General features: G+C 61.0%; 18 protein-coding genes. 6 read left to right on the top strand and 12 right to left on the bottom strand.

Going from position 1 to position 18381, the window contains the following annotated elements:
- Genes acnD through Q0W88_RS01745 form a run of 6 tightly spaced genes read right to left on the bottom strand, consistent with a single transcriptional unit; the run spans nt 1 to nt 7329 of the window.
- Nucleotides 1-2619 carry a Fe/S-dependent 2-methylisocitrate dehydratase AcnD gene (gene acnD / locus Q0W88_RS01770; RefSeq protein WP_297799366.1) on the bottom strand — a complete coding sequence of 873 codons (2619 nt, stop codon included), beginning with the start codon at nt 2617-2619 and terminating at the stop codon, nt 1-3.
- Entirely contained in the window at nt 2616-3770 is a 1155-nt protein-coding gene (gene prpC / locus Q0W88_RS01765) for a 2-methylcitrate synthase (protein WP_297799364.1), read from the bottom strand. Before prpC ends, acnD begins: the two co-directional genes overlap by 4 nt.
- A gap of 20 nt (nt 3771-3790) precedes the next feature.
- The gene (locus Q0W88_RS01760; RefSeq protein WP_297799362.1) at nt 3791-4195 is read right to left on the bottom strand and encodes a DUF3224 domain-containing protein; all 405 of its coding nucleotides are present in this window, start codon (nt 4193-4195) and stop codon (nt 3791-3793) included.
- Nucleotides 4196-4198: 3 nt separating this feature from the next.
- On the bottom strand, nt 4199-5083 hold the full coding sequence (prpB, locus tag Q0W88_RS01755; protein WP_297799360.1) for a methylisocitrate lyase: 885 nt from the start codon (nt 5081-5083) through the stop codon (nt 4199-4201).
- A gap of 46 nt (nt 5084-5129) precedes the next feature.
- Nucleotides 5130-6113 carry a malate dehydrogenase gene (locus tag Q0W88_RS01750; protein ID WP_297799358.1) on the bottom strand — a complete coding sequence of 328 codons (984 nt, stop codon included), beginning with the start codon at nt 6111-6113 and terminating at the stop codon, nt 5130-5132.
- 16 nt (nt 6114-6129) lie between these two features.
- Complete coding sequence (locus tag Q0W88_RS01745) at nt 6130-7329, bottom strand: aminotransferase class I/II-fold pyridoxal phosphate-dependent enzyme (protein ID WP_297799356.1); 1200 nt, start codon at nt 7327-7329, stop codon at nt 6130-6132.
- Nucleotides 7330-7448: 119 nt separating this feature from the next.
- On the opposite strand from Q0W88_RS01745, the gene Q0W88_RS01740 reads away from it, so the two are divergent.
- Genes Q0W88_RS01740 through Q0W88_RS01730 form a run of 3 tightly spaced genes read left to right on the top strand, consistent with a single transcriptional unit; the run spans nt 7449 to nt 9954 of the window.
- Nucleotides 7449-8204, top strand: a complete 756-nt coding sequence (locus Q0W88_RS01740; protein WP_297799354.1) for a hypothetical protein — start codon at nt 7449-7451, stop codon at nt 8202-8204.
- Nucleotides 8201-9364: a M48 family metallopeptidase gene (locus tag Q0W88_RS01735; RefSeq protein ID WP_297799352.1), complete on the top strand. Its 1164-nt coding sequence runs from the start codon at nt 8201-8203 to the stop codon at nt 9362-9364. Before Q0W88_RS01740 ends, Q0W88_RS01735 begins: the two co-directional genes overlap by 4 nt.
- Entirely contained in the window at nt 9361-9954 is a 594-nt protein-coding gene (locus Q0W88_RS01730; RefSeq protein ID WP_297799350.1) for a hypothetical protein, read from the top strand. Before Q0W88_RS01735 ends, Q0W88_RS01730 begins: the two co-directional genes overlap by 4 nt.
- A 58-nt stretch (nt 9955-10012) precedes the next feature.
- Here Q0W88_RS01730 and Q0W88_RS01725 read toward each other — a convergent pair whose 3' ends face one another.
- Complete coding sequence (locus Q0W88_RS01725; protein WP_297799348.1) at nt 10013-10519, bottom strand: peptidylprolyl isomerase; 507 nt, start codon at nt 10517-10519, stop codon at nt 10013-10015.
- A 127-nt stretch (nt 10520-10646) separates the two neighbouring features.
- On the opposite strand from Q0W88_RS01725, the gene typA reads away from it, so the two are divergent.
- From typA to Q0W88_RS01710, 3 genes are all read left to right on the top strand, one after another.
- Nucleotides 10647-12473 (top strand): translational GTPase TypA, encoded by a 1827-nt coding sequence (typA, locus tag Q0W88_RS01720; protein WP_297799345.1) that lies wholly within the window; start codon nt 10647-10649, stop codon nt 12471-12473.
- A gap of 62 nt (nt 12474-12535) precedes the next feature.
- A complete protein-coding gene (locus Q0W88_RS01715) occupies nt 12536-13309 on the top strand; it encodes a sulfite exporter TauE/SafE family protein (protein WP_297799342.1) in 774 nt (257 codons plus the stop codon).
- Nucleotides 13310-13390: 81 nt separating this feature from the next.
- The gene (locus Q0W88_RS01710; RefSeq protein WP_297799340.1) at nt 13391-13888 is read left to right on the top strand and encodes a TlpA disulfide reductase family protein; all 498 of its coding nucleotides are present in this window, start codon (nt 13391-13393) and stop codon (nt 13886-13888) included.
- 9 nt (nt 13889-13897) lie between these two features.
- Here the strand turns inward: Q0W88_RS01710 and cysK are convergent, their stop codons facing one another.
- The 5 genes from cysK to rpoA form a co-directional block, all read right to left on the bottom strand.
- The gene (cysK, locus tag Q0W88_RS01705; protein WP_297799338.1) at nt 13898-14851 is read right to left on the bottom strand and encodes a cysteine synthase A; all 954 of its coding nucleotides are present in this window, start codon (nt 14849-14851) and stop codon (nt 13898-13900) included.
- Nucleotides 14852-14968: 117 nt separating this feature from the next.
- Complete coding sequence (locus Q0W88_RS01700; protein WP_297799336.1) at nt 14969-16318, bottom strand: 3-deoxy-7-phosphoheptulonate synthase class II; 1350 nt, start codon at nt 16316-16318, stop codon at nt 14969-14971.
- 8 nt (nt 16319-16326) lie between these two features.
- The gene (locus Q0W88_RS01695) at nt 16327-16830 is read right to left on the bottom strand and encodes a disulfide bond formation protein B (protein ID WP_297799334.1); all 504 of its coding nucleotides are present in this window, start codon (nt 16828-16830) and stop codon (nt 16327-16329) included.
- A gap of 117 nt (nt 16831-16947) precedes the next feature.
- A complete protein-coding gene (gene rplQ / locus Q0W88_RS01690; protein WP_297799332.1) occupies nt 16948-17331 on the bottom strand; it encodes a 50S ribosomal protein L17 in 384 nt (127 codons plus the stop codon).
- Between the two features lie 49 nt (nt 17332-17380).
- The gene (gene rpoA / locus Q0W88_RS01685; protein ID WP_297799330.1) at nt 17381-18376 is read right to left on the bottom strand and encodes a DNA-directed RNA polymerase subunit alpha; all 996 of its coding nucleotides are present in this window, start codon (nt 18374-18376) and stop codon (nt 17381-17383) included.
- Nucleotides 18377-18381 lie beyond the last annotated feature (5 nt).

The raw sequence follows: 18381 nt of genomic DNA, 5'->3' as shown, positions 1-18381 counted from the left end.
TCAGCTTTCCTTGGTCGCGTCGAGGAAGTCCTGCGCGAAACGCTGAAGCACACCGCCGGCTTCGTAGATGGAAACCTCTTCATCCGAATCCAAGCGGCAGATCACGGGCACCTCAACCGCATCACCGTTCCGGCGCCGGATGATCAGTTTCAGACGCGTGCCCGGTTTGCGATCGCCGCGGACATCGAAGGTTTCGCTGCCGTCGATGGCATAGGTAAGCCGGGACTCGCCCGGCAGGAATTCCAGCGGCAGCACGCCCATGCCAATCAGGTTGGTCCGGTGGATGCGCTCGAAGCCCTCGGCCACGATGGCTTCCACACCGGCCAGCCGGACACCTTTGGCCGCCCAGTCGCGTGAGCTGCCTTGGCCGTAATCGGCACCGGCGATGATGATCAGCGGCTGCTTGCGGGCCATGTAGGCTTCGATGGCTTCCCACATGCGGGTCACCTGCCCTTCCGGCTCGATGCGCGCCAGGGAACCCTGCCGCACTTTGCCGTCTGCATCCCGCACCATTTCGTTGAGCAGTTTCGGATTGGCGAAGGTCGCGCGCTGTGCGGTTAGGTGATCGCCGCGGTGCGTGGCGTAGGAGTTGAAATCCTCCTCCGGCACGCCCATATGCGCCAGGTATTCACCGGCGGCACTGTCCAACATAATGGCATTCGACGGCGAGAGATGGTCGGTGGTGATGTTGTCGCCGAGCACTGCCAATGGCCGCATGCCCCGAAGCGTACGTTCACCGGCCAACGCGCCTTCCCAATACGGCGGACGGCGGATGTAGGTGCTCATCGGCCGCCAATCATACAACGGCTCTACCGGATTGCCGCTTTCAATACGCGCCGTGAACATCGGTTCGTACACCCGCCGGAATTGTTCCGGCTTGACGCTGGCTTTGACCACCGCATCGATTTCTTCATCGCTCGGCCAGATATCCCGGAGCAGAACCGGATTGCCCTGAGCATCGATGCCCAGGGGGTCCTTTTCGATGTCGAAGCGCACCGTGCCGGCGATGGCATAGGCAATCACCAGTGGCGGCGAGGCCAGGAACGCCTGCTTGGCATAGGGGTGGATGCGTCCGTCGAAATTGCGGTTACCCGACAGCACGGCGGTGGCATACAGATCACGGTCGATGATTTCCTGCTGGATCGCCGGATCCAGAGCGCCGCTCATGCCGTTGCAGGTGGTGCAGGCGAAGGCCACGATGCCGAAGCCGAGCCGCTCAAGATCACCGAGCAGACCGGCCTCCTTCAGATACAGCTCGACGACTTTGGAACCGGGTGCCAGCGATGACTTCACCCAGGGTTTCCGCAACAGACCCTTGGCATTGGCATTGCGCGCCAGTAGAGCGGCAGCGATGACGTTGCGCGGATTCGAGGTGTTGGTGCAGGAAGTGATGGCCGCGATGATGACCGCGCCGTCCGGCATCAGGCCGCTGGCTTCATCGGACCGGCCCGCTTCCAGCTTGGCGGAATCGGCGATGCCCCGTTCGGCCAAAGCGCGGGTCGGCAGACGTTTGTGCGGATTGGACGGGCCGGCCATGTTGCGCACGACCGTGGACAGATCGAAGTGCAAGGTGCGTTCGTAACGTGCATCCGCCAGCATGTCGGCCCACAGACCGGCTGCTTTCGCATAGGTTTCGACCAAGGCCACCTGCTCATTACTGCGGCCGGTGAGCCGCAAGTAGTCGAGGGTGTTGCTATCGATGAAAAACATCGCGGCGGTCGCGCCGTATTCCGGCGCCATGTTGGAAATCGTGGCGCGGTCGCCGATGGTCAGCGCCGATGCGCCTTCACCGCGGAATTCGAGATAGGCGCCGACGACTTTGGATTGCCGGAGGAACTCGGTCAGCGCCAGTACGACGTCGGTGGCGGTGATGCCTGGCTGCGGCCTTCCCGCCAGTTCAACGCCGATGATTTCGGGCGTGCGCATCCAGGAGGCACGGCCGAGCATGACGCTTTCGGCTTCCAGACCACCCACGCCGACGGCGATGACGCCGAGCGCATCCACGTGTGGGGTATGGCTGTCAGTCCCCACACAGGTATCCGGAAAAGCCACGCCATCCTGCACCTGCACCACCGGCGACATCTTCTCCAGATTGATCTGGTGCATGATGCCGTTACCCGGCGGAATGACGTCGACGTTGTGAAAAGCCTGTTTGGTCCAGTCAATGAAATGGAACCGGTCTTCGTTGCGACGATCTTCGATGGCGCGGTTCTTCGCGAACGCCTCCGGATCGTATCCGCCGCACTCCACCGCGAGCGAGTGGTCAACGATCAGCTGAACCGGCACCACCGGATTGACCTGGGCCGGATCGCCGCCCATGCCGGCAATGGCATCACGCAACCCGGCCAGATCGACCAGGGCGGTCTGGCCGAGAATGTCATGGCACACCACGCGCGCTGGGAACCAGGGAAAATCCAGATCGCGGCGGTTGTCGATCAGCTGGCGGAGAAAGTCATCCCGGCGGGACGGCTCCGCGCGCCGTACGATGTTCTCGGCATGCACGCGCGCGGTGTATGGCATGGCCTTCCAGACGCCGCTGCGGATTGCCTCGACGGCGGCGGCGGCATCGAAGTAGTCCAGTGCCGTGCCGGGCAACGGCTTGCGGTAATCCTGGTTCATCGCTTACCAATCGGTATAAATTCAAGGTTCTCAGGGCCCGTATAGTTGGCACTGGGCCGGATAATCTTGCCATCGATGCGTTGTTCGATGACATGCGCCGACCAACCCGAAGTGCGAGCCATCACGAACAGCGGAGTGAACATGTCGGTGGGGATGCCCATCATGTGATAACTGACGGCCGAGAACCAATCCAGATTCGGGAACATTTTCTTGATATCCCACATCACCGACTCCAGACGCTCGGCAATGTCATACATCTTCATGTTCTGTTGTTCGGCAGAAAGGTCTTTGGCGACCTGCTTGATCACCGCATTGCGCGGATCACCGACGGTGTAAACGGGATGACCGAAACCGATGACCACCTCCCGGCGTTCGACACGGGCCTTGATGTCGGCTTCCGCTTCGTCCGGCGTGTCGTAGCGTTTCTGCACTTCAAATGCAACTTCATTGGCCCCGCCGTGTTTCGGTCCGCGCAGCGCGCCGATGGCGCCGGCCACGCAGGAATACATGTCACTGCCGGTGCCGGCAATCACCCGGCCGGTAAATGTGGATGCATTGAATTCATGTTCTGCGTACAGAATCAGGGAAGTATGCATGGCGCGCACCCAGCTTTCGCGCGGTTTGACGCCGTGCAGCAGATGCAGGAAATGGCCGCCGACGGAATCGTCATCGGTTTCGACCTCGATGCGTCGGCCGTTATAGGCGAAGTGGTACCAGTACAGCAGCATCGAGCCGAGCGAAGCCATCAGCTTGTCGGCGATGTCGCGCGCACCCGGATGGTTGTGATCCTCTTTCTCGGGCTTGATGCAGCCCAGGACGGAAACTCCGGTACGCATCACATCCATCGGATGGCTGGAGGGCGGCAGCTGCTCCAGCGCGGCTTTGACCGCGGCGGGAATGCCGCGCAGCGATTTGAGCTTGGCTTTGTAACCGGCCAGTTCGGCGGCGGTGGGCAGCTTGCCGTGCACCAGAAGATGGGCGATTTCCTCGAACTCGCAGGCGGTCGCCAGGTCCATGATGTCGTAGCCGCGGTAATGCAGATCATTGCCGCTGCGGCCGACGGTGCACAGGGCGGTGTTTCCGGCGGCGGTGCCGCTGAGGGCCACGGATTTTTTCGGCTTGAAGCCAGTTGTTTGGGGGGCATCACTCATAAAGCGCCTCGCATGCGGTTTCAGGATTGTTCGGAAAAACTGTATTCAAAAACATAAAAATGCTCGCCATCCCTGACATCAATGCGCATTTCGCCGTCAAGCCCGAGAAGATCCCCGGTCGCCGAATCCGGCACCACACGGATGGATTGGAAGGGCTGGCCGCGGACCATCTGCGAGGCGTGCTGGAGCAAAAAACTGCCCTGCTTACCGGCGAGCGTACCGCTGACCTTTTCCAGCGCGACATAAGCCATCGATCCATCCACTGCGGTCATCACTGAAAGCATTTCACCGGAGCTGGCGGCCTCGAGATCGCCATGGAAGCTTTTCTCAAGGCTGCGCCGGCCGATGACGGCGGCGTCAGCCTGCGGGGATGCGGGCTGAAGTTCGAGTTTGACGCTGAAGGTTCCGGTCGCCTTGCTGATCATGGTTCATTCCTTGCCTTTTCCGACTGAAAACAAGGCGTCCAGCTTGTCTTCATAGCTGTGGTAATTCAGGAAATCATACAGTTCAGCGCGCGTCTGAAGCGTATCGATGATGTTTTTCTGGGTGCCGTCGCGGCGCACGGTTTCGTAGAAATTGAGCGCGGCCTTGTTCATGGCACGGTAGGCGCCGCAGCAGTACAGGGCGATGTCCACGCCGGCTTCGCGAAGTTCATCCGTGGTATAGAACGGCGTCGAACCGAATTCGGTCAGATTGGCCAGAATCGGAACCTCCACCGCCGCCTTGAATTTTCGGTAATCCGCAAGCGAGGACATGGCCTCGGGGAAAATCATGTCGGCCCCGGCTTCGACGTAAGCCACGGCGCGCTCAATGGCGGCATCCAGCCCTTCAACGGCGGCGGCATCGGTGCGCGCCATCAGCACGAATGACGGATCGGTACGGGCATCGACGGCAGCTTTTACCCGGTCAGTCATTTCCTGCAGGCTGACCACTTCCTTGCCGGGCCTATGGCCGCAGCGCTTCTGGCCGACCTGGTCTTCCATGTGTACGGCCGCCACACCGATGCGCTCGAAACTGCGGATGGTGCGGGCGATGTTGAATGCCCCGCCCCAGCCGGTGTCGATGTCGACCAGCAGCGGCATGCCGGTGGCATCCACGATGCGGCGGGCATCGGTAAGTACGTCTTCCATGGTGCTGATGCCCAGATCGGGCATGCCGAGCGAATTGGCGGCAACGCCGCCGCCGGAAAGATACAGGGCCTTGTAACCCGTGCGTTTGGCCATCAGGCCGGCATAGGCGGTGATGGCGCCCATGACCTGCAAGGGTGATTCTTCGGCGACTGCAAGACGGAATGATTGGCCGGGTGTTTGCATCGAATGCCCCTAAAGTGTGAAAGGCGGCCGAAGCCGCCTTTCGGAATTACAGCAAATCGGCGACGCCGGCGCGTTCCTCTTCCAGTTCGGCCAAGGTCTTGTCCATTGCGGCGCGGCTGAAGGCATCGACCGGCAGGCCATCGATGCGGGTGTATTCGCCGTTGGCACAGGTCACCGGTACGCCGTACATGACACCTTCGGGAATGCCGTAGCTGCCGTCGGACGGGACGCCCATGGTGACCCATTTGCCGTTGGTACCGAGTACCCAGTCACGGATGTGATCGATGGCGGCGTTGGCGGCCGATGCCGCCGATGACAGGCCGCGTGCTTCGATGATGGCGGCGCCGCGCTTGCCCACTTGCGGGATGAAGGTGTTGGCATTCCAATCGGCATCATTGATGCGGTCCTTCAGGGAAACGCCGCCGGCGGTGGCGAAACGGTAATCGGGATACATGGTCGGGCTGTGATTGCCCCAGACCACCATCTTCTCGATATCCCCGACGGCGACGCCGGCTTTGAGTGCCAGCTGGCTGAGCGCGCGATTGTGGTCAAGACGGAGCATTGCGGTGAAGTTCTTGGCCGGCAGATCCGGCGCCGATTTCATTGCGATGTAGGCGTTGGTGTTGGCCGGGTTGCCGACCACCAGCACCTTGACGTTGCGCGAGGCCACGGCATTCAGGGCCTTGCCCTGCACGGTGAAGATCTTGGCGTTTTCCAGCAGCAGATCCTTGCGCTCCATGCCCGGACCGCGCGGACGGGCGCCAACCAGCAAGGCGACGTCGACATCCTTGAAGGCAACCATCGGATCATCGGTACCGACCATGCCGGCCAGCAGCGGGAACGCGCAGTCTTCCAGCTCCATCATCACGCCCTTGAGCGCGGCCTGGGCTTTTTCCATCGGCAACTCGAGCATCTGCAGGATGACCGGCTGGTCTTTGCCCAGCATTTCGCCGGAGGCGATGCGGAACAGCAGGGAATAACCGATTTGGCCGGCGGCGCCGGTTACTGCTACACGGATGGGGGCTTTCATGGGGATCTCTCCGGGATCAGGTCAATTCAGTGAAAAATTCGACGAAACGCTTCAGGCCTTCCGGCAGCTGCGCGCTCGGGCAGGTATAGGAAATACGCAAGGATTTCGGTTCGCCGAAGGCGGAGCCGGGAACGCAGGCCACACCTTTGGCGTCCAGCAGGGCGTTGCAGAAATCGACGTCATTGCCGATGGTTTTGCCGCCATGCGATTTGCCGAAAGCGCAGGAAATATCCGGAAACACGTAGAACGCGCCCTGCGGACGCGGACAGACCAGACCCGGAATCGAATTCATGGCCGTCATCACCATGTCGCGCTTATGCTGGAATTCGGCATTCTTCTCGGTCGGCACGTCCTGCGGACCGGTCAAGGCGGCCACAGCAGCGGCGGTGACCACTTCCGGGATGTTGGTGATGTGGTTCGAGTTTAGCGTGGTGATGGCCTTGGCAACGCTTTCCGGGCCGGCGATGAATCCGACACGCCAACCGGGCATGCCGTAGGTCTTGGACAGCGAATCGACGAAAATCACGCGCTCACGCAATTCCGGCTGGAACTGGATGAAGTTGTGGTAACCCAGACCGTCGAACACCATGCGGTGATAGATGTCATCGGCAATGATCCACGTATCGGGGTACTTGACCAATACCTCGGCCAGCGCCGCGATTTCATCCTTGCTGTAAACCATGCCGGTCGGATTGTTCGGGTTGTTGAACAGGAACACCTTCGGCTTCTGCTGCAACGCGGCATCCAGCTGCGCCGGCGTAATCTTGTAATTCTGACTGGCCGGACATTTCAAATGCAGTGTTTTCGCGTTCAGGATATCGGCGATGTCCTGGTAAGTGGTCCAGTACGGCACTGCGAAAGCAATGGTATCGCCTTCATCGAGCAGGGCTTCGGCCAGATTGTAGAGAATGTGCTTGGCACCGATGCCGGTGGCGATGTTGGCGCGGGTGTAACCGGACAATCCGGCGCGTTCGATGTGCCCCAGGAAAGCATCCAGCAGCGCATCGGCACCGCGATTGGAACCGTACTGGCCGGAATCCTTGGCCAGGGCGTCGGCCGCCGCCGCGTAGATGTGCGGTCCGGGCAGGAAGTTCGGAACCCCGATGGAAAAGCTGATGATGTCGCGGCCGGACGCTTTCAGGGCTTTCGCCTTTTCGGCAACGGCCATGATGGCGGAGGGTTTGGCGCGGCCGATGCGCTGGGCGAGTGCAGGCATGATGCGGTTCCGGAATTTGTTGTGGAAAATCGGTGACATATCATATCATGACGACAGGCCGCACACGGTCCGGCTGCCGCCGCCCGGCGCCTGCCGGCCCGGTCACCACGGGGAATAACATGTTGATTCGCAATAGCGCTGCACGGATGCTGGTGCTGGCTTTTGGTTTAGCCAACGCCGGCCATGCCGATGCCGCGGGCAGTGCCAAGACCGCCGCCGGAACGAACGGCGAGCAGATCCGCATCCAGGGAACCCTGGTCATCATCGAACCGGATATCGAGCTGACCGAAGTCACCGCCGGCGGCCTGCAGGAACCTCGCCGGGAGTGGACCACGGCGGCGCGCGCGAACTACCCCACCGTGGTCAAGCAGTTGCTTGCCGCGGAAAACGGACCGCAGATCAGCGTGTATGACGTCCCTGACGATACCGCGCCCGGTTCGCGTCTCGGTCAGGTGCTGCGGCTGAACCAGGAAGTGGCGATGAGCATCGCCCAGTATTCCGCCACCGGCAGTGTGTTGGCGACAAAAAAAGATCCGCTGACCGGCAAACCGTTGCTCGACTGGCAGCTGGGTCAAGGCGTGCAGGAAATCCGGGAAGCGACCGGTGCCGATTACGCCCTGTTCACCTACGTACGCGACAGCTATGCCAGCTCCGGCCGCACCGCTTTGCGCACCTTTGCCTTGATTGCCGGCGCTGCCATGGGGGCCTATGTCGACATCGGCGGCGGCATGCAGGTGGGCGTGGCCAGCGTCGTCGATCTGCGCACCGGACGCGTGGTCTGGCACAACCTGATGGTCAAGCAGAGCGGTGATCTGCGCGATACCGAAGGTGCGCGGGCCGCGGTCAAACAACTGCTGAAGGACTTACCCTTGTGAGACTCGCCGGCGCCGTGCTCTGTGCCTTGCTGGCAATTGTGCCATCGGCACAAGCCGTGGATCCGCCCGCGCTGAAACCGGGCGAGAAGCCGCAACCCGGAAGTACCGAAGCCGAGCTCTGGTATGGCATGGATCAGGCCGAGCTGCAGATCCGCAATTCACCCCTGCGCGTCACCGATCCCGGGCTCAACCGCTATGTGCAGGATGTGCTGTGCAAGGTTACCGGCGAGTACTGCAAGGACCTGCGGCTGTACATCATCGACGTGCCGGTATTCAACGCCTCCATGGCACCCAATGGCGTGGTGCTGGTGTTCTCAGGCGCGTTGCTGCGCATGCAGGATGAAGCCGAGCTGGCGCTGGTTCTGGGCCATGAGTTCGCCCACTACCGTCAACGGCATAGTCTGCAGAGCTGGGACAAAGCCAAGGACACCACGGCGTTTCTCGCCACTTTCGGTGTGTTGACCTGGGTCGGCGGCGCCGGATTGGCCGGCGGCATCGCTCAGATGGCCGGATTGGCCAATATGATGCAGTTCTCGCGCGACAAGGAGCGCGAGGCCGACGCCATCGGATTCGGCGTCGCCACCGGTCTCGGCTACGACCCACAGGCCGGCGTACGCATCTGGCAACGCATGCAGAACGAAGAAAAAGCCAATATCCGCGCAAAACACAGCCCGGTCTTCGCAAGCCATCCGAAAACCGCGGAACGGCTCGAAGATATGGCGACTGCGGCTTCCGCCTACCACGGCAGCTTCAAAACCAACCAGGAAGCCTTCGATGCCGCGACCGAGCCCTATCTCCAGAAGTGGCTGGAGGCCGAACTCAGCCGCCGGATGTATGACACCAGCATCCAGGTCATCCGCGATCTGCGGACCGGCGCTCGCCCGAAACTGGAGGGGATTTATGACTTCTACCAGGGCGAAGCCCTGCGCCGGCGAAACAAGACCGGCGATCTGGCGCAGGCCGATCTGCTGTATGCGCGGGCGGTCGGCAATTCGAATGCGCCCGCAGAGGCCTGGCGTGAATACGGCTTCGCGCTGAAACGCAGCGGCAAACCCCAGGAAGCCCTGCTCAGCCTGAAAACCTACCTCAACAAGAAACCCGATGCTGGTGACCGCCTGTTCATCGAGCAGGATATCGCGCGGCTGGAGCCGAAACCATGATTGCAAGAAGCATGCGTTACCTTTTACTGGCCGCTGCGGTCGCATTGCTGGCGGCCTGTGCCAGCAGCGGTGGCCGACTTCAGAAAGCGGGAACGGCAGCCGATGTTTACGGCATGGCCATCCATACCGATCTGAACTGGTCACGCATCAAGCTGCCGCGCCAGGAGCTGTGGACCATCGATGGCCCGGGGCTCAACAGCCTCAATATCATTCCGGACACCAAACCCGGTGAGCATGTGTTCCATCTGGCCAAGGAGCGCAAATCAAGGCCGGACGGGCCCTGGTTCCGCGCCGGCATGCGGCCGGACGAGCTGCGTGATGTCATTCTGGATGCCATCCGCGAACAGGGCTGGGCCGATGTCGACAGCAGCAATTTCAGGCCGCACACCTTCTCGGACACCGCGGGAATCCGCTTCGACGTCCGGCAGACCAGTCCGGAGGGTCTGCGCTATCTGGGCAGTGTCGGCGCTTTTGAACGCGGCGGACGTCTGACCGTGCTGTATTGGAAAGCACCGGAGGAATATTATTACGGCCGCGACGCGCAGGCCGTGAACCGGCTGATCGACGCCATCGGATTCATTCCCGAGTAAGCGGGAAATGAAACGGGCGCCGAGGCGCCCGTTTCACAACATCCGGCTACGTGACCACTCATCCGTTCAGAATGGCGTTCCACTGGGCGATGCGGTCGGCCTGTGCGGCCAAAAGCACCGAGGCGTCGCCTTCGACGACCGCCGACTGGATCACATCTCCCTGACGGATGGCATCGACCACCGCCTGGTCGGCATCGGAAACCACTTCACCGAACACCGTATGCTTGCCGTCCAGCCAATCGGTCGCGGTATGCGTAATGAAGAACTGGCTGCCGTTGGTGCCGGGACCGGCGTTGGCCATCGACAGCATGCCGGCTTTCGAATGGCGCGCTTTCGGGCTGCATTCATCTTCGAAACGGTAGCCCGGGCCGCCGTTGCCGATGCCGTTCGGGCAACCGCCTTGGATCATGAAATCCGGAATCACCCGATGGAATTTCAGGCCGTTGTAATAGCCACGCTGGATCAGGTTGACGAAATTGGCCACAGTCAGCGGCGCGATGTCGGCGAACAGCTTCAGGCGGATGGTGCCCTGGTCGGTGGTCAGAATGGCGGTCAAATCGGACATGGAACACTCCGGAATCAATGAATAAGGGTTGAATAGGATGCCATAAATCGCCTTAACATGCCCTGACAGGGTATAATAGTCGGCTTACTTACTTACCGCATATGCCGTCTTCAGGCAGCCCTTCCTTATGTCCATTGAAAACCTCCGCAACATCGCCATCGTCGCCCACGTCGATCACGGCAAGACCACCCTCGTCGATTGCCTGCTCAAACAGTCCGGCACCTTCAGCGAACGCACGGTCACCACCGAGCGGATGATGGACAGCAATGACCAGGAAAAGGAACGCGGCATCACCATCCTGTCCAAGAACACCGCCATCAACTGGAACGGCAACCGGATCAACATCGTCGACACCCCGGGACACGCCGACTTCGGCGGCGAAGTCGAGCGCGTGCTGTCGATGGTGGATTCGGTGCTGATTCTGGTCGACGCCATGGACGGTCCGATGCCGCAGACCCGCTTCGTGACCCAGAAAGCGTTCGCCATGGGCTTCAATCCGATCGTGGTCATCAACAAGATCGACCGCCCGGGCGCCCGCCCGGACTGGGTCATCGACCAAGTGTTCGACCTGTTCGACAAACTCGGCGCCACCAACGAACAGCTGGACTTCCCGATCGTCTACGCCTCGGCCCTGCACGGCTATGCCAGCCTGGACGATTCGGCCCGCGACGGCGACATGACCCCGCTGTACGAGGCGATCATGAAGCACGTTCCCGCCCCCAAAGTCGATCTGGACGGCCCGTTCCAGATGCGCGTCAGCCAGCTCGATTACAACAACTTCGTCGGCCTGATCGGCGTCGGCCGCATCCAGCGCGGCAAGGTCCGCACCAACATGCCGGTCAGCGTAGTCGACCGCCATGGCAAGAAGCGCCAGGGCAAAGTGCTGCAGGTGCTCGGCTTCCTGGGCCTGGAGCGCGTTGAAGTGGCCGAAGCCGAAGCCGGCGACATCGTCGCCATCTCCGGCGTGGCCGATCTCAGCATCTCCGATACCATCTGCGCCCTTGATGTCCCGGAAGCCCTGCCGGCGCTGACCGTCGATGAGCCGACCATCTCGATGACCTTCCAGGTCAACAACTCCCCGTTCGCCGGCAGCAAGGAACACAGCGGCGGCAAATTCATCACCAGCCGGCAGATCCGCGAACGCCTTGAACGCGAAACCCTGCATAACGTCGCGCTGAAGGTCGAGGAAGGCTCGGATCCGGATAAATTCCTGGTCTCCGGCCGCGGCGAACTGCACCTGTCCGTGCTCATCGAAACCATGCGCCGCGAGGGCTTCGAGCTCGCCGTGTCGCGCCCGGAAGTCATCATCAAGGAAATCGACGGCCAGCAGATGGAACCGGTCGAGCAGCTGGTGGTCGACATCGAAGAAGCGCATCAGGGCGGCGTCATGGAAAAGCTCGGCATCCGCAAGGCCCAGCTGAAGAACATGGAGTCCGACGGCAAGGGACGCGTGCGTCTGGATTACATGATTCCGGCCCGCGGCCTGATCGGCTTCCAGAATGAGTTCCGTACCCTGACCCAGGGCTCGGGTCTGCTGTTCCACGTATTCGACCATTACGGTCCGAAAGAACAGGGCGCCATTGCCAAGCGCACCAACGGCGTGATGATCGCCAATGCGGCAGGCGCCACGCCGGCATACTCGCTCGGCCCATTGCAGGAACGCGGTAAGCTGTTCGCCGCCGAAGGCGACAATGTGTACGAAGGCCAACTGATCGGCATCCACTCCAAGGACAACGACCTGACCGTCAACGCCATCAAGGCCAAGCCGCTGACCAACATGCGCGCTTCCGGCAAGGACGATGCCATCAAACTCAGCCCGGCCATCAAATACACCCTGGAGCAGGCGTTGGACTTCATCGAAGACGATGAACTGGTGGAAGTCACCCCCAAGGAAATCCGTCTGCGCAAGAAGCACCTGACCGAAAACGAGCGCAAGCGCGCCAGCCGAAGCTGATCGAAAACCCCGCGCAAGCGGGGTTTTGTTTATGCTGTAACGCGGATTCACCGGAAAATTCCATGGAAATCGATGCCACACTCTGGTTGCTGACCGCCCTCGCCGGCTTTGCTGCCGGCCTGATCGACAGCATTGTCGGTGGCGGCGGACTGGTGCTGACCCCGGCCATGCTCAATCTGCACCCGGGCCTGAATATCCTGCAGGCCATCGGCACCCAGCGTACCAGTTCGATCATGGGCACTTCGGTCGCGGCCTGGAATTACCTGCGGAAAATCCACGTCGAACGCCGCATCATCCTCCCGGCTTGTGCCGCCGCGATGGCCGCGTCTGCGATCGGCGTGCAGTTCGCCAAGCGCCTCGATCCGGACCTGCTGAAATGGACGGTACTTGCCATATGCGTGATTCTTGCCCTCTACACGGCGTTCCGGAAGGACCTCGGACTGAAGGAAGAACGCCGTTTCCATCCGAAGCATGAATCCGTGGCGGCGCTGTCAATCGGGGCGGCCACGGGTTTCTACAACGGCCTGATCGGTCCGGGTACCGGCACCATCATGGTGTTCGCCTTCGTCAGCTTCCTTGGCCTGGATTTCCTGAAATCCTCGGCGGTATCCAAAGCGGCCAATGTCTCGGCCGACATCAGCTCCTGGACGGTCCTGTTATTGAGTGGTTTCGTCTTATGGGTTCTGGCGCTGCCCTTGGTGATCGGCAATATGCTCGGCAGCTATATCGGCAGCCATATGGCTATCCGCAAGGGCCAGGCCTTCGTCCGCGCGGTGTTTCTGGTGATCGTTCTGGCACTGATTGCCCGTCAGGCCTGGCAGCTGGCAGCACCATGATCCTGACTACGTATGCAGGGACTTGTGCGGCAATGCCGTCATGCCTAAATTAGAGACTTCCCACGGCACTCTGGACTTCCGATGGCACGCCTGTTTGCATTCACGCTGATTCTCCTGTTTTCCGGCCTGAGCGAGGCCAAACTCTCGGTCGGTGATCCGGCTCCGTTCCGGCTTGGCAAGAACGCCAAGGGCGGCGAGGAAATCATCCTGCAGGACTACACTGGCAAGATCACCGTGGTGCACTTCTGGGCAAGCTGGTGCGATTACTGCTTCAAGTCGTTGCCGGCCATGGAATACATGCAGGAGCAGCTTGGACTGGCCAATCTGCAGGTGATTTCAATTGCCGTGAAGGACGAGCCCAAGACCGTCAACAAAATCACCGCCGAACTCAAAGATCTGTCGATGGTGTCCGGCGTCGACAAGGCCGGCAAGGTCATGGAAAGCTTTGGCGATGATTACATGCCGAATGTGTGGATCATCGGCCGTGATGGCCGGATATCCGCACAGACCCAGGTCAAGAACGATGACGATCTGAAAAAGGCCATCAAACTGGTCGAGGCCGCCATCCGGGCGAAGTAAGTGCCGGCCTTAAAGACCGGCCAGCCACTCGTCATCCGAACCTTCATTGACGCCCTCGAACAGGAAGGTGCTCAGATAGCGCTCGCCGGTATCCGGCAGCATGGCCAGAATGACCGAACCGTCCGGCGCGGATTCCGCCACCTTCAGGGCCGCTGCAAAAGTGGCGCCCGCCGAAATACCGACGAACAGTCCCTCCTCGGCCGCCAGGCGTCGTGCGGTATCGCGTGCGGTGACATCATCCACGGGAATGTTGTCATCGGGTACGGACCGGTTAAGCACGGCCGGTACGAAGTCCGGTGTCCAGCCCTGGATCTTGTGCGGCTGCCATTCCTTGCCGGCCAGCAGCGAAGCGCCGGCAGGCTCGGTGGTGACGATTCGCACTTCGGGCCGGGCCACTTTCAGCACTTCGCCGACCCCGGTCAGGGTGCCGCCGGTGCCCCAGCCGCTGACGAAGTAATCGAGGCGTTCGCCGGCGAAATCGCGCAGGATCTCGGCCGCGGTCGTGTTGCGGTGGTAGGCGGGGTTGGCCGGGTTCTCGAATTGGCGGGCCAGGAACCAACCGTGCTTTTCGGCAAGCTCCTGTGCCCTGCGCACCATGCCGCTGCCGCGCTCGGCGGCTGGGGTCAGAATGACTTTGCCGCCGTAGGCACGGATCAGCTTGCGCCGCTCCATCGAAAAGGTTTCGCTCATCACCGCCACGAACGGGTAACCGCGTGCGGCACAGACCATGGCCAGGGCGACACCGGTATTTCCTGAAGTCGCTTCGATGACGGTCTGGCCCGGCTTCAGGGTCCCGCGTTTTTCGGCATCGACAATGATGGCGTAGGCCAGCCGGTCCTTGACCGAGCCGGCGGGGTTGAAGAATTCAACTTTGGCCAGCATGTGTACATGGGGCGGCGCGATGCGCCCGAGGCGGACAACGGGCGTGCGTCCGATGGTAGCGAGGATCGAGTCGTAGATCATGGCGGCGACCTTATCTGTCTGGGGAGATGTTGAATCTAGCCCCATTCAGGCCATCTGTAAAATAACAATCACTGAGCCGCTTATAAGCACTTGTTATATATGCATGATGCAGGGACGCTAATACAGCCTGCCGTGCTTGTGGACGATCGACATGGCGATTTCAAGCGACTGTTCGTAGTTCAGGCGCGGGTCGACCGAGGACAGGTAGGCTCTCTCGAGATCGGCCTCGATCAGATCGCGTGCGCCGCCAAGACACTCGGTCACGTTTTCGCCGGTCAGCTCCAGATGCACACCGCCCAGATGCGAGCCTTCGGCCGCATGCACATCGAAACTGCGCTCGAGCTCGGCCTTTATGTTGTCGAAGCGCCGGGTTTTGTAACCGTTGGAGGTGGATTCGGTATTGCCATGCATCGGATCACAGACCCACAGAACGCGCGCACCGGAAGACTTAACGGCACGGATCAATCGCGGCAGTTCTTTTTCGACGTTGCCGGCACCAAGCCGGTGGATCAGCGTCAGCCGTCCGGGTTCGTTTTCCGGATTGAGCGTTTCGCACAGGCCGGCGATCTGCGCATCGGTGACGCCGGCCGAAATCTTGACGCCGACCGGATTGGCGATGCCGCGGAAATAGGCGACGTGAGCGCCGTCCAGCTGCGCGGTGCGCATGCCGATCCACGGGAAATGCGTTGATAGATTGAACCAACCGTCCTGACGCGGCACCTGGCGGGTGAGCGCCTCCTCGTAGGGCAGCAGCAGTGCTTCATGCGAAGTATAGAAATCGGTGCGGTTGACGTTGTGTGCCGGCTCGCCGGAAATGGTTTCCATGAAGCGGATGGCATCGCCGACGGACTGCACCAGCTTGTTGTACTGTTCCGCCTGCGGCGATTGCGTGACCCATCCGAGATTCCAGTACTCCGGGTGATGAAGATCGGCGAATCCGCCGTCAATCAGGGCGCGCACGAAGTTCATGGTCATCGCCGAACGCGCATGCCCTTTGACCATCCGGCGCGGATCCGGCAAACGGGCGGACTCGGTGAATTCGGGCGCGTTGATGAAGTCGCCACGGTAACTCGGCAGGGTAATGCCGTCTTTGCTTTCGAGATCGGCCGAACGCGGCTTGGCGTATTGGCCGGCGAAGCGTCCGACACGCACCACCGGCTTGCGAAGGCCATGCACCAGGACCAGACTCATCTGCAGCAGGACTTTCAGGCGGTTGGAAATGAGCCCTGATTCGCAATCGGCAAAACTCTCGGCACAGTCGCCGCCCTGAAGCAGGAAACTGCGTCCTTCCTGGGCGTCGGCGATGCGCTGCTTGAGCGAAAGGATCTCCGCGGAGGTCACCAACGGCGGCAGCTGCGAGAGCTCGGCCTGCACCGCGGCGAGTGCGCCTGCATCGGGATAGTTCGGCTGCTGCAGCGCGGTGAAATTCCGCCAGCTGGCCGGGCGCCAGGCACTATTGTTCGGCATTTCAGTTCTCAGGATTTACGGATGGCGGGATAAACGGCAAGGGCGATGACACCGACATACAACACAAGCGTCCACATCGGCATGCTGAATCCGAGGAAGGTCCAATCGATCTTGGCGCATTCGCCCGAACCCTTCAGGACCGTCGTCAACACATCGCGCAGGGGCATCGCATCGAGCATATAGTTCAGATCCATGCCGCTGCAGAATGCAGTGGCATCGGACGGGGCCAGCTGGATGGCGACATGGCGTCCGGCGATCAACAACCCGCCCAGCGCGCACAATGACACGAGTGCAGCGTGCAAGCGACGCCAGGCGCGTGATTTAGGGGCATGCAGTGCTCCGATGAGGAAGAACACGCCGGCGGCGGCGAAAGCCACACGCTGCAGGATGCACAGCGGACACGGCTGCATCAGCATGTGGTATTGCACGTACAGGGCATAACCGATGGCGCCGAAACAGGCGATGGCGCCGAGGAAGTAAAGGGTGCGGTAGGACCAGTTCAGGGGGTTCATCGGGGAATTCATTTCAGCGGATTTCTCCATTTACACTACCGTTTTTAACCGTGCTTGGCAAAGACTTTTGCAAAAAAAAGCCCCGGAATCCGGGGCTTTTCCTGAAGCAATTTCGGCTTATTCAGCGGCTGCAGCGGAAGCTTGCGGACGATCGACCAGTTCGACATACGCCATCGGGGCGTTGTCACCGGGGCGGAAGCCGCATTTCATGATGCGCAGGTAACCGCCCGGACGCTCTTTGTAGCGCGGACCGAGTTCGACGAACAGCTTACCGACGGCTTCCTTGTCGCGCAGACGCGACATGGCCAGACGGCGGTTGGCGACGCCATCGATCTTGCCGATGGTGATCAGCGGTTCGGCCACGCGGCGGAGTTCCTTGGCTTTCGGCAAGGTGGTACGGATCAGTTCGTGCTTGAACAGGGAAGCCGCCATGTTGACGAACATCGCTTCGCGGTGGGCACTGGTGCGGCTGAATTTACGGCCGGATTTTTGGTGACGCATGGTCGTGATTCCTAATCGGAGCGCGGACGGCGGTCCGCGCTGTGTTTAATTAACCCAACATTCCCAGCTGATGGCTGGCCGGCGGCCAGTTTTCCAGCTTCTGACCGAGGGTGAAGCCGCGTTGGGCCAGCACATCCTTGATCTCGGTGAGGGATTTCTTGCCCAGATTCGGGGCCTTCAGCAGTTCGACTTCCGTGCGCTGGACCAGATCACCGATGTAATAGATGTTTTCGGCTTTCAGGCAGTTGGCGGAGCGGACGGTCAGTTCCAGATCATCGATCGGACGCAACAGGACCGGATCGACACCCGGGCCAGCCGGTTTCTTGTCCTGGTCGGCGCGTTTGGTGAAATCTCCGAACACCGACAGCTGATCGGTCAGGATGTCGGCCGCAGTGCGGATGGCATCTTCAGCATCGATGGTACCGTTGGTTTCGATATCGAGAACCAGCTTGTCCAGATCGGTGCGCTGTTCAACACGGGCAGCAACGACTTCGTAGGCCACGCGACGGACCGGCGAGAAGCTGGCGTCGAGCACGAGGCGGCCGATAGTACGGGTTTCATCATCCGGACGACGACGGGCCGAGGCCGGCTGGTAGCCGAAACCGCGCTCGACTTTCAGACGCATGGTGATGCTTGCGTCCTTGGTCAGGGTGCAGATCACGTGCTCCGGGTTCAGGATTTCGACCGTATGGTCGGCCTTGATGTCGCCGGCGGTCACTTCCCCTGCGCCCGATTTGCTCAGGGTGAGGCTGGTGTGGTCGACGCCGTTGAGGCGCAGCGCGACATCCTTGAGGTTGAGCAGGACTTCAAGCACGTCTTCCTGCAGGCCTTCAATGGTGCTGTATTCATGCAGCACGCCGTCGATTTCGACTTCCGTGATGGCAAAGCCGGGGATCGACGACAGCAGAACGCGGCGGAGCGCGTTGCCGAGGGTGTGGCCGTAGCCGCGTTCCAACGGCTCGATCACGACTTTCGCGCGGTGGGCACTACTACGTTCAATGACTGGGCCGCGCGGACGCAGCACTTGGTGGGCAGTTACCGTCATGGGTG

Source organism: Arenimonas sp. GDDSR-1 (assembly GCF_025980345.1).
In the GTDB taxonomy this organism is placed as follows: Bacteria; Pseudomonadota; Gammaproteobacteria; order Xanthomonadales; family Xanthomonadaceae; genus Arenimonas.
This window is presented reverse-complemented; position numbering and strand designations above follow the sequence as displayed.